20 protein-coding genes and 2 tRNA genes are annotated in these 19,627 nt (G+C 71.5%); 9 read left to right on the top strand and 13 right to left on the bottom strand.

The window, feature by feature from the left end:
* The 3 genes from CLM62_RS45970 to CLM62_RS45960 form a co-directional block, all read left to right on the top strand.
* Positions 1-700, top strand: a 700-nt coding sequence (locus CLM62_RS45970) for an SPFH domain-containing protein (RefSeq protein ID WP_257004483.1), incomplete at its 5' end; no start/stop codon positions are given.
* 134 nt (positions 701-834) lie between these two features.
* A complete protein-coding gene (locus CLM62_RS45965; RefSeq protein WP_095755861.1) occupies positions 835-1,440 on the top strand; it encodes a lytic polysaccharide monooxygenase in 606 nt (201 codons plus the stop codon).
* Between the two features lie 40 nt (positions 1,441-1,480).
* A complete protein-coding gene (locus CLM62_RS45960) occupies positions 1,481-3,133 on the top strand; it encodes a long-chain-fatty-acid--CoA ligase (protein ID WP_095755860.1) in 1,653 nt (550 codons plus the stop codon).
* Here the strand turns inward: CLM62_RS45960 and CLM62_RS45955 are convergent.
* The 6 genes from CLM62_RS45955 to ehuB all read right to left on the bottom strand — a co-directional run bounded on the left by CLM62_RS45955 (position 3,099) and on the right by ehuB (position 7,484).
* Positions 3,099-3,172, bottom strand: a tRNA-Lys gene (locus tag CLM62_RS45955). The genes CLM62_RS45960 and CLM62_RS45955 overlap by 35 nt on opposite strands.
* Positions 3,173-3,324: 152 nt before the next feature.
* Positions 3,325-4,086, bottom strand: coding sequence for an IclR family transcriptional regulator (locus tag CLM62_RS45950; protein ID WP_095755859.1), 762 nt, complete (start codon positions 4,084-4,086; stop codon positions 3,325-3,327).
* 207 nt (positions 4,087-4,293) lie between these two features.
* Positions 4,294-5,022, bottom strand: coding sequence for an ectoine/hydroxyectoine ABC transporter ATP-binding protein EhuA (gene ehuA, locus CLM62_RS45945; RefSeq protein WP_095755869.1), 729 nt, complete (start codon positions 5,020-5,022; stop codon positions 4,294-4,296).
* 112 nt (positions 5,023-5,134) lie between these two features.
* Positions 5,135-5,785: an ectoine/hydroxyectoine ABC transporter permease subunit EhuD gene (ehuD, locus tag CLM62_RS45940; RefSeq protein ID WP_095755858.1), complete on the bottom strand. Its 651-nt coding sequence runs from the start codon at positions 5,783-5,785 to the stop codon at positions 5,135-5,137.
* Positions 5,782-6,555 (bottom strand): ectoine/hydroxyectoine ABC transporter permease subunit EhuC, encoded by a 774-nt coding sequence (ehuC, locus tag CLM62_RS45935; protein ID WP_095755857.1) that lies wholly within the window; start codon positions 6,553-6,555, stop codon positions 5,782-5,784. The genes ehuD and ehuC overlap by 4 nt, the downstream gene beginning before the upstream one ends.
* Positions 6,552-7,484, bottom strand: a complete 933-nt coding sequence (ehuB, locus tag CLM62_RS45930) for an ectoine/hydroxyectoine ABC transporter substrate-binding protein EhuB (protein ID WP_095755856.1) — start codon at positions 7,482-7,484, stop codon at positions 6,552-6,554. Before ehuB ends, ehuC begins: the two co-directional genes overlap by 4 nt.
* Before the next feature lie 158 nt (positions 7,485-7,642).
* Between ehuB and CLM62_RS45925 the strand changes: the two genes are divergently transcribed.
* Positions 7,643-8,137 (top strand): DUF3830 family protein, encoded by a 495-nt coding sequence (locus CLM62_RS45925; protein ID WP_095755855.1) that lies wholly within the window; start codon positions 7,643-7,645, stop codon positions 8,135-8,137.
* A gap of 59 nt (positions 8,138-8,196) precedes the next feature.
* Positions 8,197-8,760: a hypothetical protein gene (locus tag CLM62_RS45920; RefSeq protein ID WP_095755854.1), complete on the top strand. Its 564-nt coding sequence runs from the start codon at positions 8,197-8,199 to the stop codon at positions 8,758-8,760.
* A 66-nt stretch (positions 8,761-8,826) separates the two neighbouring features.
* Here CLM62_RS45920 and CLM62_RS45915 read toward each other — a convergent pair whose 3' ends face one another.
* The 3 genes from CLM62_RS45915 to CLM62_RS45905 form a co-directional block, all read right to left on the bottom strand.
* Positions 8,827-9,093 (bottom strand): hypothetical protein, encoded by a 267-nt coding sequence (locus tag CLM62_RS45915; protein WP_257004482.1) that lies wholly within the window; start codon positions 9,091-9,093, stop codon positions 8,827-8,829.
* A gap of 386 nt (positions 9,094-9,479) precedes the next feature.
* On the bottom strand, positions 9,480-10,871 hold the full coding sequence (locus tag CLM62_RS45910) for an amidase (RefSeq protein WP_095755852.1): 1,392 nt from the start codon (positions 10,869-10,871) through the stop codon (positions 9,480-9,482).
* Positions 10,872-10,908: 37 nt separating this feature from the next.
* A complete protein-coding gene (locus CLM62_RS45905; RefSeq protein ID WP_095755851.1) occupies positions 10,909-11,904 on the bottom strand; it encodes a D-2-hydroxyacid dehydrogenase in 996 nt (331 codons plus the stop codon).
* A gap of 195 nt (positions 11,905-12,099) precedes the next feature.
* On the opposite strand from CLM62_RS45905, the gene CLM62_RS45900 reads away from it, so the two are divergent.
* From CLM62_RS45900 to CLM62_RS45890, 3 genes are all read left to right on the top strand, one after another.
* Positions 12,100-12,933 (top strand): aspartate/glutamate racemase family protein, encoded by an 834-nt coding sequence (locus CLM62_RS45900; RefSeq protein ID WP_095755850.1) that lies wholly within the window; start codon positions 12,100-12,102, stop codon positions 12,931-12,933.
* Positions 12,930-13,661 (top strand): aspartate/glutamate racemase family protein, encoded by a 732-nt coding sequence (locus CLM62_RS45895; RefSeq protein ID WP_095755849.1) that lies wholly within the window; start codon positions 12,930-12,932, stop codon positions 13,659-13,661. The genes CLM62_RS45900 and CLM62_RS45895 overlap by 4 nt, the downstream gene beginning before the upstream one ends.
* 133 nt (positions 13,662-13,794) lie before the next feature.
* Positions 13,795-14,886: an LLM class flavin-dependent oxidoreductase gene (locus CLM62_RS45890; RefSeq protein ID WP_179382502.1), complete on the top strand. Its 1,092-nt coding sequence runs from the start codon at positions 13,795-13,797 to the stop codon at positions 14,884-14,886.
* Positions 14,887-14,901: 15 nt separating this feature from the next.
* On the opposite strand, the gene CLM62_RS45885 is transcribed toward CLM62_RS45890, so the two are convergent.
* Positions 14,902-16,707, bottom strand: a complete 1,806-nt coding sequence (locus CLM62_RS45885) for a bifunctional diguanylate cyclase/phosphodiesterase (protein WP_095755847.1) — start codon at positions 16,705-16,707, stop codon at positions 14,902-14,904.
* A 282-nt stretch (positions 16,708-16,989) separates the two neighbouring features.
* On the opposite strand from CLM62_RS45885, the gene CLM62_RS45880 reads away from it, so the two are divergent.
* Positions 16,990-18,282: a M6 family metalloprotease domain-containing protein gene (locus tag CLM62_RS45880; protein WP_257004481.1), complete on the top strand. Its 1,293-nt coding sequence runs from the start codon at positions 16,990-16,992 to the stop codon at positions 18,280-18,282.
* Positions 18,283-18,345: 63 nt separating this feature from the next.
* Here the strand turns inward: CLM62_RS45880 and CLM62_RS45875 are convergent.
* The 3 genes from CLM62_RS45875 to CLM62_RS45865 all read right to left on the bottom strand — a co-directional run bounded on the left by CLM62_RS45875 (position 18,346) and on the right by CLM62_RS45865 (position 19,510).
* Positions 18,346-18,419, bottom strand: a tRNA-Lys gene (locus CLM62_RS45875).
* Entirely contained in the window at positions 18,410-19,027 is a 618-nt protein-coding gene (locus CLM62_RS45870) for a bifunctional DNA primase/polymerase (RefSeq protein WP_179382499.1), read from the bottom strand. The genes CLM62_RS45875 and CLM62_RS45870 overlap by 10 nt, the downstream gene beginning before the upstream one ends.
* A gap of 117 nt (positions 19,028-19,144) precedes the next feature.
* On the bottom strand, positions 19,145-19,510 hold the full coding sequence (locus CLM62_RS45865) for a hypothetical protein (protein WP_095755845.1): 366 nt from the start codon (positions 19,508-19,510) through the stop codon (positions 19,145-19,147).
* Between the last annotated feature and the right edge of the window lie 117 nt (positions 19,511-19,627).

The following is a 19,627-nucleotide window of genomic DNA, read 5'->3' as shown; positions in this document are numbered from 1 at the left end:
GTGGGCGGCATACGCGGGTGCGGGCGCGCTGGGGTTGTTCGGCTTCGGCGGGCTGGCGCGCGGCCGGACCGGGCGGGCCTGGGTGCTCGGCCTGTTCGGCCGCTACCGGGGGACCGTCCGGCGCACCGGCCTTATGTGGGTCAACCCGCTGCTGCTGCGCCGCCGGGTCGACGTACGCCTGCGGCACTGGCGCAGCGAGCCGATGCACGCGGCCGACACGAGCGGGGTCGCGCTGCGGGCGGCGGTGCTGGTGGTGTGGCGGGTGCGGGACACCGCGCGGGCCACGCTGGGGGTGGAGGACCACGAGACGTACCTGCGCGAGTGCGTCGAGGCGGCGCTCGCCCGGGTGCCGGTGGAGATGCCCGGCTCCGGCCGGGCCTGTGTCGACGCCACCGAGGACGCACTGACCCGGCAGGTCGCGACGGACACGGTGCCGGTCGGGGTCGAGGTGTTCTCGGTGCGGCCGCTGCGGGTGGAGTACGCCCCCGAGGTCGCCTCCGCGATGCACCGCCGCCGGCTCGCCGCGCTGGACGCCGAGCACCGGGCGAGCGTGCTCACCTCGGTCGTGGACTCGGTGGAGGACACGGTGACCCGGCTGACCATGCGGGGGCTGGTCGAACTCGACGACTACGAGCGGAAGGTGCTGGTGAAGGACCTGACGGTGGCGTTCTGTGCGGGGCGCGGGGAAACCGCCCCCTGACGTCCCGTGACGACCCGTCGAACAAGTCCCGTGATTGGTATGGACATGTTCAAGAGGCGGTCATAATCTCAGACTTGGTCTAGACCTACCTGCACAGCTCACTGAACCTCCCCACGTTCTCCAGGAGCGGCAGCATGCGCAGAAGGACCAAGTCGTACGCCGCCGTGGTGGGCCTCGCCACCGCCGGAACCCTCGTGCTCTCCTCCGGCGGCGCCAGCAGCCACGGCTACACAGACCTCCCCATCAGCCGGCAGAAGCTCTGCCAGAACGGCACCGTGACGAACTGCGGCGACATCCAGTGGGAGCCGCAGAGCGTCGAGGGCCCCAAGGGCTTCCCCGCCTCCGGTCCGGCCGACGGCCGGATATGTTCCGCCGGCCACACGCGGTTCGCACAGCTCGACAGCTCCAGGACCCCCTCGGGCGGCGCCTGGCCGACCACCAGGGTGTCGGGCGGTCAGCGCTACACGTTCCGCTGGCAGTTCACGGCTATGCACGCCACGACCGACTTCAAGTACTACGTCACCCAGCCGGGCTGGAACCAGAACCACAACCTGGCCCGCTCCGACCTCAACCTCACCCCGTTCCTGACCGTCCCCTACGGCGGTCAGCGCCCCCCGTCCACGCTCTCCCACAGCGGCACGCTGCCGTCCGGGCTGAGCGGCCGCCACGTGATCCTGGCGGTGTGGACGGTCGCGGACACGGGCAACGCGTTCTACGCCTGCTCGGACGTCACGTTCTGAGGCTCCACATCTGACGGTACGTCAACTACCGTGCGCCTCCATGGAATCCAGGAGGCGTACGGTCGCGGAGCTCGTCGCCGGCCGGTGGGGAGACCACCGCCCGGGTCTGTGGTGCGAGGACCGGGTGCTGACCCACCACGAGGTGGCGGCGGGGGCCGCGGCCCGGGCAGCCCTACTGACCGACCTGCTGCCACCCCGCGCACATATCGGGGTCCTGCTCGACAACACCCCCGAGTACCCGATGTGGCTGAGCGCGGCCGCCCTCGCGCGCGCCGCCGTGGCCGGAATCAATCCCACCCGCCGGGGCCCCGAACTCGCCCGCGACGTCCTGCACACCGAGTGCCGCCTCCTCGTCACCGAGCGCACCCACCTGCCCCTCCTGGCCGGCCTCGACCTGCCCGGGGTGCGCCTGCTGGTGACCGACACGGAGGAATACGGTGAGCTGCTCGCCCCGTACGCCGACGCGCGGCCGGACACCTCCCGCGCTACCCCCGCCGACCACCTGCTCCTCTACTTCACCTCCGGCTCGACCGGCGCCCCCAAGGCCGCGCTCTGCTCCCAGGGCCGCCTGGCCGCCGCCGGGCGCTCGCTGGCCGAGCAGTTCGGGGTGGGTCCGGACGACGTGCACTACGTCTGCATGCCGATGTTCCACGGCAACGCGGTGATCGCCGACTGGGCGCCCGCCCTCGTGGCCGGCGCGGGCGTGGCGCTGCGGCGGCGGTTCTCGGCGTCGCGGTTCCTGGCGGACGTACGGCGCTACCGGGCGACGTACTTCACCTACGTCGGCCGGGCCGTGCAGTACATCCTCGCCACCGAGCCACGCCCCGACGACCGCGACAACCCGCTGCGGCTGGGCTTCGGCACGGAGGCGGGGGCGGTGGACGCGGCGGCGTTCGAGCGGCGGTTCGGGGTGCGGCTGGTGGAGGGATACGGGTCGTCGGAAGGCGGCGCGGCGATCCAGTGGCGGCCGGGCACACCGCCGGGCGCGGTCGGCCCGGCGGCACCCGGCTTGGTCGTCCTGGATCCGCAGACGCACGAGGAGTGCCCACCGGCGATCTTCGACGGGGCCGGTCGGCTGCTGAACGGTGACGACGCCATCGGGGAGCTGGTGAACCGCGGACCCAGCCCCTTCGAGGGCTACTGGCGCAACCCGCAGGCGGAGGCGGAGCGGCGGCGGGACGACGGCTGGTACTGGACCGGCGACCTCTTCTACCGGGACGCCGACGGCTACCTCTACTTCGCCGGCCGCACCGACGATCGTCTCCGCGTCGACAGCGAGAACCTCGCCGCCACGATGATCGAGAACATCCTCGCCCGGTACGAGGGCGCGGTCGCCGTCGCTGTCTACGCGGTGCCGGATCCGGTCACCGGGGACCAGGTGATGGCGGCGATCGCCGGGGACTTCGAACCGCGGGCCTTCGCCGACTTCCTGCTCGCCCAGCCGGACCTGGGGACGAAGATGGCGCCCCGCTTCGTACGGGTGGTGGAGCGGATGCCCGTCACGGCCACGAACAAGATCCACCGGGCACTGCTGCGGAGGGAAGGGTTCCGGTGCGCGGACCCGGTGTGGTGGCGGCCTCCCGGGGAGCGGGCCTACCGGAGGCTGACCAGGGAGGAAGCCGAAGGGCCCCTCGCGTCCACGAGAGGCCCTTCATCTGTGCGCCGCCAGGGACTCGAACCCCGGACCCGCTGATTAAGAGTCAGCTGCTCTAACCAACTGAGCTAGCGGCGCATGACTCCCGCCGTCCGCCTTCGGCGGTGGGCGACAAGGAAAATACTACCTGGTCCGCAGGGGTGCTTCTGACGCCGATCCGTGTGCCCTGGATCGCCTCTGTGTGTTGCAGATCGTGTTCCAGCGTTCCAGACCGTGTTCCAGATCGTGTTCTAGATCGCCAGGGACAGCAGTACGGGCGCCGCCCCCCGGTTCAGCCGGTCCGCGGCCTGGCGGAGCCGGTGGGCGTGCTCGACCGGGAGGGACAGGGCCAGGCAGCCGACCGAGGAGCCGGCCGTGATCGGAACGGCCGCGCAGACCGTGCCGACCGCGTACTCCTGGAGATCGAGGTGGGGCACCGTCGGCGGCTGGGACTCCAGGCGGGAGAGCAGCAGCTTGTCGCTGGTGATGGTGCGCGAGGTGAGCCGGGCCATCTTGTGACGGGAGAGGTGGTCGCGGCGGCTGTTGTGGTCGAGCTGGCCGAGCAGGCTCTTGCCGATCGCGGTGGCGTGCGCGGAGTAGCGGAAGTCGACCCACTCGTGGACCGCGGGAGTGGCCGGGCTGTCGGCGTACTGGGTGACGTTGATCTCGCCGTCGACGTACCGGCTGATGTAGACGGCGGCGCCGACGGAGTCGCGCAGCCGGTCGAGGGTCTGCTGGAGGCGCTCGCGCACCGCCAGCTCGCGGTCGGCTCCGGCGGAGCCGAGGCGGGTGAGGGCGTCACCGGTGACGTACGCGCCGTCGGTGACCTGCTCGACGTATCCCTCGCGGCGCAGCATCCGCAGGAGCGTGGTCAGTCGCTCCGGGCTGAGGCCGGTGAGGCGGGCGAGCTGGGTGTCGGTGACTCCGGTGGTGTGCCGCGCCACCGTCTCCAGGACGCGCAGGGCGTCCTGGGCCGAGTGGTACGGCGCGGTCGGCTCGTGCATCAGCGCCACGGTGCTCCCCCTGCGCTTGTAGGGCCGTTTTCCGGACAGCCGGGCCCTACCACGATAGCCGCCAACCGCCGTCGGCGGAGGGGCTGTTCCGCAGATTCGGGGTCGCGATACCGGCGCCCGCAGGGCGTGTGAACTGGGGATTATGCAAGGGGCATATGCCCATGGCTGGGCGCCGGCCACGGTGCCGGCGCCCTCCCGTGCGGGTCGCTACAGTACGGCGCTCAGGAACTCCCGCGTCCGTTCGTGGTCGGGGTCGCCGAAGAGCTTCTCCGGCGGCCCGGACTCGATGACACGGCCCGAGTCGAACATCAGTACCTGATCCGAGATGTCCCGGGCGAAGTTCATCTCGTGGGTCACGCACAGCATCGTGATGTCGGTGCTGCGGGCGATGTCCCGCAGCACGTCCAGCACGCCGGCCACGAGCTCCGGGTCCAGCGCCGACGTCACCTCGTCCAGCAGGAGCACCTGCGGCCGCATCGCCAGCGCCCGGGCGATCGCCACCCGCTGCTGCTGGCCGCCCGACAGCTGCGTCGGATAGGCGTCGCACTTGTCGCCGAGGCCCACCAGGTCGAGCAGGTCCCGGGCCCGCTGCTCGGCCTCGTCCTTGGACAGGCCGAGGACGGTGACCGGCGCCTCGGTGACGTTCCTGAGCACCTTCATGTTCGGGAAGAGGTTGAACTGCTGGAAGACCATCCCGATCTTCTTGCGGACCTCGCGGACCTGCTTCTCGGGGGCCGGGAAGAGCTGCTCCCCGTCGACGGTGATCGTGCCCTCGTCGGGCTCGGCCAGGGTCATCAGCAGCCGCAGGATCGTCGTCTTGCCGGAGCCGGACGGGCCGATCAGCGTGACGTGCTTGCCGGTGTCGACGGAGAAGTCGAGGTGGTCGAGGACGGTGTTGCCGCCGAAGCGCTTGGTGACCTGCTCCAGGCGGATCAGCTCACGGGTCTCCGCGGCGGGGGCGGCGGCCTGCTTGCCGAGGGTCGGCGCCGAGGGCTGCTTGCCGTCCGCGGCCGAGGGCTGCTTGTCGGGCGGTGTCGTGGGTTCGGTGTCAGCGGGCAAGACGACGCTCCAGGGCTCGGAGGAGGAGGGAGGCGGGGTAGGCGATGAGGATGAAGGCGATCCCTACGGCCACGATCGGCTCGTTCATCTGGAAGGTCTGCGAGCCGAACTGGCGGGCCTCGCCGAGCATCTCCAGCACGCCGATGGTCATCAGCATCGGCGAGTCCTTCAGCATCGCGATGACGTAGTTGCCCAGGGCGGGCACGACGCGGCGCAGCGCCTGCGGCAGGATCACCGCGGTCCAGGTGCGCGTGCGCGGCATGCTGAGCGCGGTCGCCGCCTCCCACTGGCCGGCGGGCACGCCGTCGATGCCGGCGCGGTACACCTCCGCGGTGTACGTGGAGTAGTGCAGGCCGAGGCCGATCACGCCCGTCGCCAGCGCGGAGAGGGTGAGGCCCCACTCCGGCAGGACGTAGAAGATGAAGAAGAGCTGCACCAGCAACGGGGTGTTGCGGATGAACTCGGTGACCGCCGTCACCGGCCAGCTCACCACCTTCAGGGGCGAGCGCTGGGCCAGGGCCCAGACCAGCCCGAGGGCGAAGGCGATCAGCGAGCCCAGTACGAGGGCCTGCAGCGTGACGACGACGCCGTCCCAGAAGACCGGCATGAAGTCGCCCAGCGTGGACCAGTTCCACGTCATGAGGCACCTCCGGGAGCGGCGGACGAGCCGGCTACGAGGTCCTGCGGCCGGCCCGCGTCGGCCTTCCCGGGCCCGGGCCGGGACAGGGCGGTCGCGATGCTGCCCTTGGGCGGGGTCCGCCCGACACTCGCCTTGGCCCTGCGTTCCACCAGGCGCATCACGCGGGTGAGCAGGAAGGCGAGCACGAAGTACATGACGAGGATGACGGTGTAGACCGGGGCGCTCTGGCCGGTGGCGTTGCGCACCAGCTGGGCGGCGAAGGTGATGTCCCCCACGCCGAGAACGGAGACCAGGGCGGTGCCCTTCAGCAGCTCGATGAGCAGGTTGTTGAAGGGCGGCACCATCTCGGGCCAGGCTTGCGGCAGCACGATCTTGCGCATCCGCTGGGCCGGCGTGAAGCCCAGGGCGACGCCGGCCTCACGCTGGGCCGGCGGCACGGCGGCCACCGCACCCCGGACGATCTCCGAGCCGTAGGCGCCGTAGGTGCAGCCCAGGGTGAGCACGGCGGCCCACATCGGCACGAGCTGCCAGCCAAGGGTCAACGGCACCACGAAGAACACCCAGATCATCAGGACCAGGGCGGAGGTGCCGCGGAACATCTCGAAGTACGCGCCCGACACGAAGCGCACGATCCACAGCCGGTGTGTACGGGCGGTGCCCACGACGAAGGCGACGACCGCGCCGAGCGCGGCACTGAACACGGTCAGCTGGACGGTGATCCAGACACCGTCGAAGAGGAGAGCCCACAGATGGGAGTTGATGTCGCTCATGACCGGCACTTCTCCTCGGCCGTGAGATTCGTCATCTGGTCCTTCGTGAAGCCGAAGGGCCGCATGATCTCCAGCAGCTCACCGCTCCGCTTCAGCTTGTGCAGCTCACGGTTGAACGCGTCCCGAAGGTTCCGCTCCGGCATCCGGAAGGCGAAGGCGCCGGCGTCGACGACCGGTTTCCCGTCCATGTACGGCGTGACCTCCTCGGTCGCCTCCACCTTCTTGCTGCCGGTCTGCTTCACCACGTTGCGCACCGTGACGGCGGTGCCCACGAAGACGTCGACGCGGCCCTGTTCGACGGCGAGGAGACCGGCCAGCTGGTCGGGCAGGGTGTCGATCTGCTTCACACCCGCCTCCTTGGCGTAGTCGATCTCCGCGTAGCCGATGCCGGTCGCCATCCGGGCCTTCGCCCGCGCGATGTCGGCGTAGGTGCGAAGGTTCTTCGGGTTGCCCTTGGGCACGATGAAGGCGTCCTTCATCTGGTACTCGGGGTCGGCGAAGAGCACCTGTTCGCAGCGCTCCGGGTTGATGTACATGCCGGCCGCGACCACGTCGAACTGCAGCGAGTTCAGTCCGAAGATCAGCGAGCCGAACTCGGTCGGGAACGGTTCGACGTTCTCGACGCCGAGATTGCCGAAGATGCGCTCGGCGATGGCCGGGGCCGACCCGGTGATCTTGCCGTCCGTGCCGATATAGCCGTACGGCTGCTCGCCCGCGATGCCCAGGCGCACGGTGCCGTTGGCCCGCAACTGATCGAGCAGGTGCCCGCCGTCCCCGGTGTCGGCCGTGGCCACCCGGCTGCACCCGCTACTCGCCCCGACCGCGCCCGCCGTGACCAGCGCGGCCGTGCCCGAGAGCAGGGTGCGTCGGCGTATGCCGGGTCTCCTCGTGCTTCGTGAGCCGTTGTCGTCTGCCTGCAGTCCAACCATGGGCGCGCGGCTACCCGGATCGACACCGGGTATTCCGGCCACTCCCCGTTTCTTCACGTACGGGCGGGTTCTCCAGCGAGTTGCATTGGAACGCGCGCGGCAGGGCAGATGGCCCCGGAGAAACGCGGAGGACGCCCAACGATTTGAAGGGGGACGGAATGGCGGAACGCTACGTGGAGGTCGCGCTGGACCGACGCGGGGTCCGGTGCCGGGCACGACTGCTCGACGACCGGGCACCGATCACGTGCGCGGCGGTGTGGGACGCGCTGCCCCTGAGCAGCGACGTCTACCACGCGAAGTACGCCCGCAACGAGATCTACGCCCTCTTCCCACCCTTCGCGGAAGCGGAACCGCCCCTGGAGAACCCGACGGTCACCCCGATCCCCGGCGACCTCTGCTACTTCTCCTTCGCCGGCGCGGAACTCGGCACCCGCGCCTACGGCTACGACCGCGAGGTCCGCCCCGGCACCACCCTGGTCGACCTGGCCCTCTTCTACGAACGCAACAACCTCCTCCTCAACGCCGACGTCGGCTGGGTCCCCGGCATCGTCTGGGGCCAGATCGTCGAGGGCCTTCAGGACATGGCGGTGGCTTGTAATGACCTGTGGCGGTCCGGGGCGGCGGGGGAGACGCTCAGTTTTCGGCGGGCGTGATCTGTGAGCCCTCGCAGCGGTACGGGAGGGGTCCCGACGCGTAGGGCAATGCTTGTGACATGGACAAGGAGCCGACGAAGCCGGAGGAGTCGGAGCTTCTGCCGGCTTGGGGGTGCGTCGTTCTCCTGTGCTTGGTGCTGGTCGCCCTGGTGGTGTTGGTCGGAGGGATCTTCCAGATCCTGGCCACGGCGAACGTCAGACTCGTCCACACAGGAGGCCCTGCCCCGGACACCGAGTTCAGCTCCCGTCACGTGGGCGCCGGTCTCACCGACAACGAGCGCTACACCTTCACCTGGCGGGTGCGCGACAGCCTCGAAAGCACTCTGAGCGTCCGGCGGTCGTTCTCCCTGCCCCACCTCCGCCGCGTCGACGACGTGTCGGGCCAGCTGACCGCGTACGTCCCGGCGGGCTGCGCGGACCGTGCGATCCGGTGGCGGATCACCGTCAACGGACGGGAGGCCGGCGCCGGTACCTTCCAGGGGCAGCAGGCGTACGTGATCCCCACCGACTACTCCTCGGACGGCGACCTGGACACCGTCGTGGTCGCCGCCGACTGGGACGGCGGCACCGAGGCGTGCCCCCGCTTCCGGCTGGTGTGGGACACCAAGGCGCTGGAGCCGTAGACCGCCGACGAATCCGACCCTCGTACGGAACCGCAGGGAGCCCTGCCACAAGGGCCGAGCCGTACGTCACCCGGCGGGTGCGATACGGAGGACGGCGGCGGTGCCGCGGATCTCGACGACCTTCAGGCTCATGGCGTCGTTGATGGTCGCGGCGGGTCCCTCGCCGCAGCTCAGCCCGACCCCGCCGCCGCCCGCCGACGACACGCTGCCGCCACCGGAACAGCCCGAAACGCTGTAGCCCGACCCCGTCAGCGGAGCGACCATCTCGACCCTGCCGCCGGTGATCGCCTTCACCTCGATCGGCCCGAGGCCGTACGTTTCCGGCACTGTCACGACGTCCCCCACGGCGACCTCGATCTCGCACGTCCCGTCAGCGCACGGCCCGGTCGGCGAGGGCGACGGCGTGGCCGTCTCCGTGGGAGTCGGCGTGGGGTCGGACGCCGGTGACCCGGAGCCGGATCCGCTGGACCGGCCCTCGGCGGGGGACCCGTCCGAAGAATCCGAGGAACACGACGTGAGAGCGGCGAACACGACAGCGGCAACAACGGCGACGACGGCGGTGGATGACGTTCTACGCATCATGGTCGCCATGGAACCCCACCCCGACCGGGACCCCTCCCGGCCCTCGCCCGGGCGGGCGCGCCGGCAAGAGTGGAGCGCGCGCTGCTCCGGGAGCAGCCCCGGGAGTGCGAGCCCGCAAGGGTCGTACGGCGAGCCCCTCAGCCTCCGGCCCCCGTCACCCCCGCCTCGTCCAACGCATGCGCCGCCCGCAGCACCAGATCATCCCGGTGCCGGGCCGCGACGATCTGCAGGCCCACCGGCAGCCCGTCGCCGTCCGTTCCCACGGGTACGGACGCCGCCGGCTGCTGGGTCATGTTGAACGGGTACGTGAAGGGCGTCCAGCCCGTCCAGCGGCGGTGGCCCGAGCCCTTGGGGACCTCTGCGCCCGCCTCGAAGGCGGTGATCGGGAGGGTGGGGGTGACCAGGAGGTCGTAGGAGTCGTGGAAGTGGCCCATGCGGCGGCCGAGGTCCATGCGGACGTCCACCGCGGCGAGGTAGTCCAGCGCGCTGTAGCGGGCGCCCTGGTCGCAGATCTCCCTGAGGCCCGGGTCGAGGAGTTCCCGCTGGTGCGGTCCGAAGGGCTGGGTGACGCGGGCCGCGCCGCTGAACCACAGGGTGTGGAAGGCGTCCACCGGGTCGGTGAGGTCGGGGTCGGTCTCGGTGACGTACGCGCCGAGTTCCGCGAGGCGTTCCACCGCGTGGCGCACCGCCGCCGCGACCGCCGGCTGTACCGCCACCTGGCCGCCGAGGGAGGGCGAGTAGGCGACGCGCAGGCCGTGCACCCCGCCCGACAGCCCCGCCGCGAAGGAGCCGGGCGCCGGGCCGAGCGCCGACCAGTCACGGGAGTCCGGGATGCCGATGACGTCGAGGAGGAGTGCGGCGTCCGCCGCGGTCCGGGTCATCGGGCCCACGTGGGCGAGGGTGCCGAAGGCGCTGGCGGGGTAGAGGGGGACGCGGCCGTACGTCGGCTTGATCGCGAAGATGCCGCAGAAGGCCGCCGGGATACGGACGCTGCCGCCGCCGTCCGTGCCGAGGGCGAGCGGGCCCGCGCCGAGCGCCACGGCCGCCGCCGCGCCGCCGCTGGAGCCGCCCGCGGTGCGCGACGGGTCGTGGGGATTGCGGGTCACGCCGTTCAGCGGCGAGTCCGTCACGCCCTTCCAGCCGAACTCGGGCGTCGTGGTCTTGCCGAGGAAGACGGCGCCGTGCTCGCGCAGGCGGGCGACGGACGGGGCGTCCTCGTCCCAGCGGCCCTGCTCCGAGATCGCCTTCGAGCCCTTGAGTGTCGGCGCCCCGCGCAGCAGCAGGATGTCCTTCACCGTGACCGGCACGCCGTCCACCAGCCCGGCCGGCTCGCCGCGCCGCCATCGGTCGGCCGACGCCCGCGCCTGCGCGAGGGCCTCGTCCGCGAGGAGGCGCACGAACGCGTTCACCTCCGGCTGGATCGCCTCCGCCCGCTCCAGGGCCGCGCGGGTCGCCTCCACGGGGCTGAATTCGCCCTTGCGGTAGCCGTCGACGAGTTGTACCGCGGTCAGTTCGGTGAGCTCCGGCATCCGCGCCTCCGTAGGACGATCAGGACGGTCAGGACGGTCAGTGGCCTGGTACGTACCCACGCTGCTTGTCGACCACGTTCGGCAGCGACTTGCCCGCCTCCCAGCGCTCGTACATCTCCACGAACTGAAGTCCCAATTCTTCCCGCCAGCCGACCGTGTCGCCGCTCATGTGCGGGGAGACGATCAGGTTCGGGACCTGCCACAGCGGGCTGTCGGCGGGCAGCGGCTCGTGCTCGAAGACGTCCAGGGCCGCGCCCGCGATCCAGCGCTTGGACAGCGCCTCGGCCAGCGCGTCCTCGACGACCAACTGCCCCCGGCCGATGTTCACGAACCGTGCCGAGGGCTGCATCACCCCGAAGCGGCGGGCGTCGAACATGCCGTACGTCTGCTCGGTCAGCGGCGCCGCCGCGATCACCCAGTCGGCGCGGGCCAGCAGCCGGTCGAGGTCCTCGGGCCCGTGGACCCCGGCGCGCGGGGTGCGGCCGACGAGCGCGGCGGTGATGCCGAGCGCCTTGAGCGTCGCGACGATCGCCCGGCCGATCGGCCCCGCCCCGACGACGCACGCGCGCGTGCCGGCGACCCGCTCCGACTCGCGGTGCCGCCACGTCCGCTCCCGCTGGAGGTCCCAGGTGCGGGGCAGATCCTTGGCCATCGCCAGGACGAGCGCGGCGACGTACTCGGCGATCGGCTGGTCGAAGACCCCGCGCGCGTTCGTCACCACGGTGTCGGAGGCGGCGAGTTCCGGACACATCAGGTGGTCCACGCCCGCGCTCGCCGTGTGCACCCAGCGCGGCCGCGGGCCCTCGCCCGGCCAGGCCGCCCGTACCGCGTGCGAGGTGAAGTCCCACACCAGCAGCACATCGGCGTACGGCAGCCGCTCGGCGAGCGTCGATTCGTCCGCGTGCTCGATGCGGGCGCGGCCGGTGAGGCGGCCGAGCCGGGGCAGCGGATCGGCCTCGAGGACGAGGACGGTGGGGGTGCTTTCGGCCGCGGGGCCGAAAGAGGGAGGAGGGCCGGATTCGGGTGCGGTCATGGGGGTGCCGTTCGGAAGCCGATTTTCGGGCATGACAGCCGCCTGACGTGGGCGGATACTGGGGGTTGACCAGGGTGTGACGCGGGCGTGACAAGGGCGGATTGACCACGCTCGCACCCCAACCTACCTTCGTCAACACGGACATGTGCACGGTCCGTTGTCCCCTGGTCCCTCACCGTGAGGCCGGTGCCTGCCATGGACGTTTCTTTTCTCGGTGGCCCGCGCCCCCAGCGCGGTGTCGGGGTCGTGGCTCCCTTCGACTTCGCCCTCGACCGCGAGCTGTGGCGTTGGGTCCCCGACGAGGTGTCACTGCACCTGACACGCACGCCGTACGTGCCGGTCGAGGTCAGTCTCGACCTGGCCCGTCTGGTCAGCGAGCACGAGACCCTGCACGAGGCGGTGCGCACACTGACCGCGATCGCACCCGAGGTCGTGGCCTACGCCTGTACGTCCGGCAGTTTCGTCGGCGGGATCGCCGGGGAGCGCGCGATGTGCGAGGCGATGACCACGGCGGGCGCCGTGCCCTCGGTGACGACGTCCGGTGCGCTCCTCCAGGCGCTTCAGGAGCTGGGCGTACGGCGGGTGGCGCTGGTGACGCCGTACACGGTGTCGGTGACCCGCGCGCTGGAGGAGTACGTGGCGGAGGCCGGGGTCACGGTCACCGGATGCGCGTACATGGGCCTGACCAGGCACATCTGGAAGGTCCCGTACCGGGATGTGGCGGAGATGGCCCGCAAGGCCGTGCACGACGGGGCCGACGCGCTGTTCATCAGCTGCACCAACCTGCCGACGTACGACGTGATCCCCCAGCTGGAGGCGGAACTGCGGATGCCGGTGATCTCGGCCAACCAGGTGACGATGTGGGCGGCGTTGCGCCGATTGGGTACCCGAGCCGTGGGACCGTACCAGGCGCTGATCGATCCGGCGGCGCGCACCGGTCCCGTGGTGCCGGAACTGCCGGGACTGCCCGACATGCCCGGACTACCGGAACTGCCGGACGAAGGACAGCAGCAGGAAGGCTGGACATGACAGCACTCGGATTCCTCTACCCGGGCCACTCCGCCGAGGACGACTATCCGCGCATCGAGCAACTGCTGGGCAGCGACATCCGACTGGACGTGTTCCACACCGACATCGGTGAGGACGCGCACCGGGTCGACGCCCTGCGCGAGATGGGCTCCGCGGAGCGGCTCGCGGCGGGCGTCGAGGAACTGCGCCTGGCGGGCGCCGAGTCTGTGGTGTGGGCCTGCACCAGCGGCAGCTTCGTCTACGGCTGGGAGGGCGCCCACGAGCAGGTACGCGCCCTCGCCCTCACAGCGGGCATGCCGGCCTCCTCCACGTCCTTCGCCTTCGTGCACGCGGTGCGGGAGCTGGGGGCGCGGCGGGTCGCGGTGGGCGCGACATATCCGGACGACGTGGCGGACCTCTTCGCGGAGTTCCTGCGGGCGGGCGGCGCGGAGGTCGTGGCCCTGCGCGGCTCCGGGATCATCACGGCGGCGGAGGTCGGGACGTGGGGGGAGGCGGAGGTGTTCGCGCTGGCGCGCGCGGCCGATGACCCGGACGCGGAGGCGCTGCTCCTGCCGGACACGGCGCTGCATACGGCGGCCCACATCCCGGCCCTGGAAAAGGAACTAGGCAAGCCGGTCCTCACGGCGAACCAGGTGACGGTGTGGGAGGCCCTGCGGCTGACGGACCGCCGGGTGAACGCGCCGGCGCTGGGCGCACTGTTCACCCGGGAGCCGATCGTCCAGGCCTGACGGCCGGCTCCGGGGGGTCTGGGGCGCCGCCCCCAGACCCCCCGGGGGACTGCGTCCCCGGAATAACCGGGGACCCCCTCCTGTTAGCCCCGGAGGACAGCGCACGGCACACAACAGGAGGCCCCCCACCGTGATCCCAACGGCACACGAGATCCGGGGAACAACCCACGGCACCGCCCCCACCCCCCTCTCCGTCCTCGACCTGGTCACCGTCGGCGCGGGCCGCACCGCCACCGACGCCCTCCGCACCAGCGTCGCCCTCGCCAAGCTGACGGAGTCCCGCCGTTTCCACCGCTACTGGGTGGCCGAGCACCACTCCATGCCGGGCGTCGCCTCCTCCTCGCCGGCCGTGATCCTCGCCCACCTCGCCGCCCACACCACCCGCATCCGCCTCGGCTCGGGCGGCGTGATGCTCCCCAACCACGCCCCGCTGGTCATCGCGGAGCAGTTCGGCACGCTGGAAGCCATGGCCCCGGGCCGCGTCGACCTCGGCCTCGGCCGAGCGCCGGGCACCGACGGCGCCACGGCCGCAGCCCTCCGCCGTACCGACCGCCTCAACGAGGGCGCCGACGACTTCCCCGAGCAGCTCGCCGAGCTGATCCGTTTCCTCGACGACGACTTTCCCGACGGCCACCGCTACCGCCGTATCCACGCCGTCCCGGGCCCCATCCAGGCGACCTCCCCCGGCGGCGTCCAGTCCCCGCACCGCCCGCCCGTCTGGCTTCTCGGCTCCTCCGGCTTCAGCGCCCGCCTCGCCGGCGCCCTCGGCCTGCCCTTCGCCTTCGCGCACCACTTCTCGGCGCAGAACACCGTCCCGGCCCTGGACCTGTACCGGGAGTCCTTCCGGCCGTCCGCCGTCCTGGACGAGCCGTACGCCCTCATCGGCGTCTCCGCCCTCGCCACCGAGGACCCCCGCGAGGCCCGCCGGCAGGTCATGGCCGCCGCGCTGAACATGATCCGCCTGCGCACCGGCCGCCCCGGCCTCGTCCCCACCCCGGAAGAGGCGGAGACCTACGAGTTCAGCCCGATGGAGCGGGAGTTCATGGACTCCTGGAACGCCAACGTCATCCACGGCACCCCCGACGAGGTCCGCACCGGCCTCGACGACCTGCACAAGCGCACCGGCGCCGACGAGCTGATGATCACGGGCAACGCCCACAGCGGGGACGTACGCCTGCGGTCGTACGAGCTCATCGCGGACGCCTACGGACTGCCCGCGGCCTGAGCCTCGCGGCCGTCGTCACACCCGTACCTCCAACAACCCGGAGATACGATCCGGCGGCACCGGCCGCGAGTACAGCCACCCCTGACCGGTGTCGCACCCGATCCGCCGCAGCCGGGCGGCCTGCGCCGACGTCTCCACGCACTCCGCGGTGACGGTCAGGCCGAGCCGGTGGGCGAGCTGGATCATCGCCTCCACGACGACCTCGTCCGCCGGGTTCGGAGCGACGCCTTCCCCCTCGTACTGGAATCCCCGTACGAAGGACCCGTCCAGCTTCAGCACCGACACCGGCAGCCGGCTCAGGTACGCGAGGTTCGAGTAGCCCGTGCCGAAGTCGTCGATGGCGATGTGCACGCCCATGTCGCTGAGCGCCTGCAGCGCCTGGAGCGGGCGGCCCGCCGAGCCCATCACCGCCGACTCCGTCAGCTCCAACTGCAACAACTCCGGCTCCAGGCGCGTCTCCGCGAGGATCTCCGCCACGTCCGCCACCAGATCCGAGTCCCAGACCTGACGCACCGCCACGTTGACGCTCACGAAGATCGGCGGCTCCTCGGGGTGGTCCAACTGCCAGCGGCGGGCCTGGCGGCAGGCGGTGGCCAGCACCCAGCGGCCGAGCGGCACGATCGAGCCGTCCGCCTCGGCCAATCCGATGAACCGATTCGGCGTCAGTACGCCGAACTGTGGATGATTCCATCGGACCAGCGCCTCGACGCCCCGCAGTCGGCCGTCCTCCATGCACACCAGCGGCTGGTACTCGAGGGTGAACTCGCCCCGCTCGATGGCGGGGCGGAGCGTGGAGGCGAGGGCCTGGCGCGTCATGCGGTGGGCGTTGCGCTCCGGGTCGAAGAGCGTCCAGCGGGACTTGCCGTCGGCCTTCGCCCAGTACAGCGTCGTATCGGCGGCCTGCATGAGACCCGTGGCGGTCGTGCCCGCCGCCTGCCGCTCCACAACCCCGATGGAGGCGGAGACCGACAGCCGCCGGCCGGTGATGTCGAACGGCGCCTGAATCGCCGTCAGGACGGACTCGGCGAGGTCTGCGAGCTGTTCGGTGCCGGTCGAGTCCTCGACGAGCAGGGCGAATTCGTCGCCGCCGAGCCGCGCCACCAGCGGGGTACTCACCCGGCCGGTGCCGGCCTCCTCCGCGCACCGCGTGAGACGTTCCGCCACGGCGGCCAGCAGGCGGTCGCCGACGCGGTGGCCGAGGGTGTCGTTGACGGCCTTGAAGCCGTCCAGGTCCAGGTAGCACAGGCCGATCCGGCCGGTGCCGCCCTGCTCGTACGACTCCGTCTCCAGTGCGGCCGTGAGGCGTTCGAAGAACAGGGTGCGGTTGGGCAGCCGGGTCACCGGGTCGTGCATCTGCAAGTGGCGCAGCCTGGCCTGGAGTTCGCGGTGGCCGCTGATGTCGGCCACGGACAGCAGGACGACGCCGGGTCCGTCCTGCGGGAGGGGGGCGACCGTGACCTGAGCCCAGAAGGACTGGCCGTCGGGGTTCTTGATGCGGCGCGTGCAGCGCAGCTTGGCCTGCCGGCCGCGCAGGATCTCCCGGTAGGCGTGCCAGGAGCGGGCGTCGGAGGCCAGGTCCACCAGATCGGCGGCGATGCGCCCGGCCAGTGCCTGAGGTGCGCTGCCGAGGAGTTCGCCGAGCTGGTCGTTGGCGCCGACGACCAGACCCTCGCGGTCGACGACGGCCATGGCGAGCGGCGCGGCGTCGAACACCGAACGGTACGCCTCCGCCGTACGTGGAGATGCGATGCTGTCACTCTCTGTGGCGGCGGACCCGTCGAGGTCTGCCGCGGGCGTCGGCCCTTCGGACGTTCCGCTCACCGCTCACTCCCGCAGTGCATTCGATCGCTGTCCGCCAGGAAAGTGTGCCGATCATAGGGGGCTGGCCCCGGGCCCTTCCAGCCACTGTCCAGTGTCCCGGACGGACCGGCACTTCTGACAGATCGTTTCTGCTCGCGTCTGGACGGGTTCCTCGGACGCCTGACCAGTTGTGACGTTCCGTGAGCGATCCGGGGTGTCGCTTCTGACGATCCCTCCGCCTTCTCACTCGTCCGGTGCAGCCAAACAGGGCGTTGTATGACAAATTCTCACAAGCTGGGTTCGGTGTCCCGTGAACCGTTCCCGGAGGTCCCAGTGCCGCGTCAGTTCCCGCGCCCCCGACTGCGCAACACCGCGGCCGTGTTCACCACCCTTTCGGCGCTCGCCGCGACCTCCGTCGTGACCGGCCCCTCGGTCGCCGAGCCGTTCGCGGCGGCCCCCTGCGCCCTGGAGCGCACCGACGCCCACCACTCGGAGGGGCTGGACACCTGGAACGCCGCGTATCCGCGCCCGAGCCGCTCGCTCGACGCGGTGATGGTCTTCCTGTCCTTCCCGGACTCGGTGCCGTTGACCACACCCGCCGAGTTGACCGCCGACCATTTCCCGGCCACCAGCGACTTCTTCGAGCGCGCTTCCTACGGCCGGTTCACCCTGCGCCCGCACCCGCTCCGGCACTGGATCCGGATGCCGCGGCCCTCGATGTCGTACGCCATGCAGCGCGACTGGAGCACCGCGCACCGGGCCGCCTACCTGCGTGACGCGCTCGCCGTGGCCGATGGGCAGGTCGACTTCTCGCGCTACGACATCGTCTACTTCGTCGCCGATCCGCACGCGCCCGGCGTGGACTCGGACGCGACGAAGGTGGTCAACCTGGACGAGCCGATGCGGGTCGACGGCACGGACCTCCGGCGGGTCGTCACGGTCTTCGAGCGGCATCCGCCGGACCGGCTGGTGCTGGCCCACGAGACCGGGCACGTGTTCGACCTGCCGGACCTGTACCACCGGCCGATGGACGGCAAGGGCGACTGGGACACGTTCGTCGGGGACTGGGATCTGATGGGCAGCCAGTTCGGACTGGCGCCGGACCTGTTCGGCTGGCACAAGTGGAAGCTGGGGTGGATCGAGCCGCGGCAGGTGGCGTGCGTACGGCCGTTCGAGCCGACGCGGCTGACTCTGGAACCGCTCGGCGCGGGACCGGGCGTCCCCGTCGCGGGCGCGGCCGGGGCTCCGGCCTTCGGGCTCGGCAGCGGCACCAAGCTGGCCGTCGTGCGCACCGGGGTCGACAGCGCGCTCGCCTTCGAGGCGCGCGGGCCGGTGGGCAGCGACGAGGCGGCCTGCCGGCCGGGGATCCTCGTCTACCGGGTGCACAGCGGGGCCGAGTCCGGTCGCGGACCGGTCGAGGTGATCGACGCCCACCCGCACACCGAGGCGTGCTGGGAGGACTCCGTCTACCCTCCGCTCGCGGACGCGCCGGTCGCTCTCGGGGAGAGCTTCACCGTGCCGGGGGAGGACGTGCGGGTGGCGGTGGAGGGGCGTACGGCCTCGGGGGCGTGGACGGTGAAGATCGCGGTCGGGTAGTGCGGTGCCCTGCGGGAGCATGCGAAAAGGCCCCTCGCTTCCGCGAGAGGCCTTTCGGTGTCGTGCGCCGCCAGGGACTCGAACCCCGGACCCGCTGATTAAGAGTCAGCTGCTCTAACCAACTGAGCTAGCGGCGCCTGCTGACGTCGTAGACCTTAGCACCCTGATCGGCGGGAGGAAAAATCGATATCCGCACGGCCGCGCGGGCCGCCCGGACAGCCGCCCACAGCAGGACCTCGGGACCTGGCAGCCAGGGGCGACGGGTGTCCGGCGCGACCAGCCAGCGGGAGCCGAACCGGTTGCGCGAGGCGCCGCCCGCGGGGGCGGGGACGGTCACCGCGTCGCCGGTGCCGTGGCACAGCAGCGGCGGGACGGCCCCCGCGCGGCCGAACTCCTCCCAGCGCAGTAGCGAGGGCAGCCGCTGTGCCGTGCCGGGGGCGGCGAACAGAAGCATCCTGCCCCGGAACGCCGCCACCGGCCCCGATCCCGGGCCCTCGTCCCACAGCCGGTCGAGCATCCGGCGCCCGAAGAGCGCGGGCGCGCTGACGACGTCGAAGGCGGTGCCGCTGGGCAGGACGACCGGTGCGTCCGGCCGTTCCTCCCAGAGTGCGAGGGCGCTGCGCGGATACGTTGCCGCGGAGGCGAGCCAGGCGGCGCCGTCCGGGGTGACCCCCGAGACGTCGCTGCGGTCGTCGATGCGGTGGGGGGTGCGGTGGGGGATGGTCTCGTCGCGTGTGCTGCTCATGCCACTACGTCTACCGGGCGTGAGGAATCCGTCTCCGAGAGTTGCCGGAAAACGGGACGAGAGGGGGTGGGAGCGAGTACCTTGCCCGCCTGGCATATGCCCCGTGGCGCCGGCGCCTCACACCGGGTCGGGGTGGTTCCGGCCCTCGGCGCCGCGCATCAGGTCCCGGCCGAACTCGACCATCTTCTTCGCGTAGTCCTCGGTCCACTCCGCGCGCGCGGCGATGTCCGCGGGCGTCAGCCGGTCGAAACGCCGCGGGTCGGCCAGCTGCGCAGCCGCGATCGCCTGGAACTCCACGGCACGGTCGGCGGCCGCGCGGAACGCCTGCGTCAGCTCCGTGGCGCGGGCCAGCAGCGCGCGGGGGTCGTCGATCGACTCCAGATCGAAGAAGTGCTCCGGGTCGGCCGCGGCCTCCGCGGGCTCGAAGAGCAGGGGCGCGGGGCGTAGCCGCGGTTCGTTCCGACGCGGCGTGGGCTCCGCCATGTCTTCTCCTCCTCGTACGTACCGGATGACCCGTCGGTGAGTGGGCCACCGTCCATTGTCCCGCGAACGCGCAAGAGGGTCGGAGGCCTCCCGCGGTATCAAGGTCTCCGGGCCACG

Source organism: Streptomyces sp. SA15 (genome assembly GCF_002291145.1).
In the GTDB taxonomy this organism is placed as follows: Bacteria; Actinomycetota; Actinomycetes; order Streptomycetales; family Streptomycetaceae; genus Streptomyces.
Note: the sequence above shows the minus strand (reverse complement) of the source record. Positions and strands in the feature narration are given on the sequence as shown.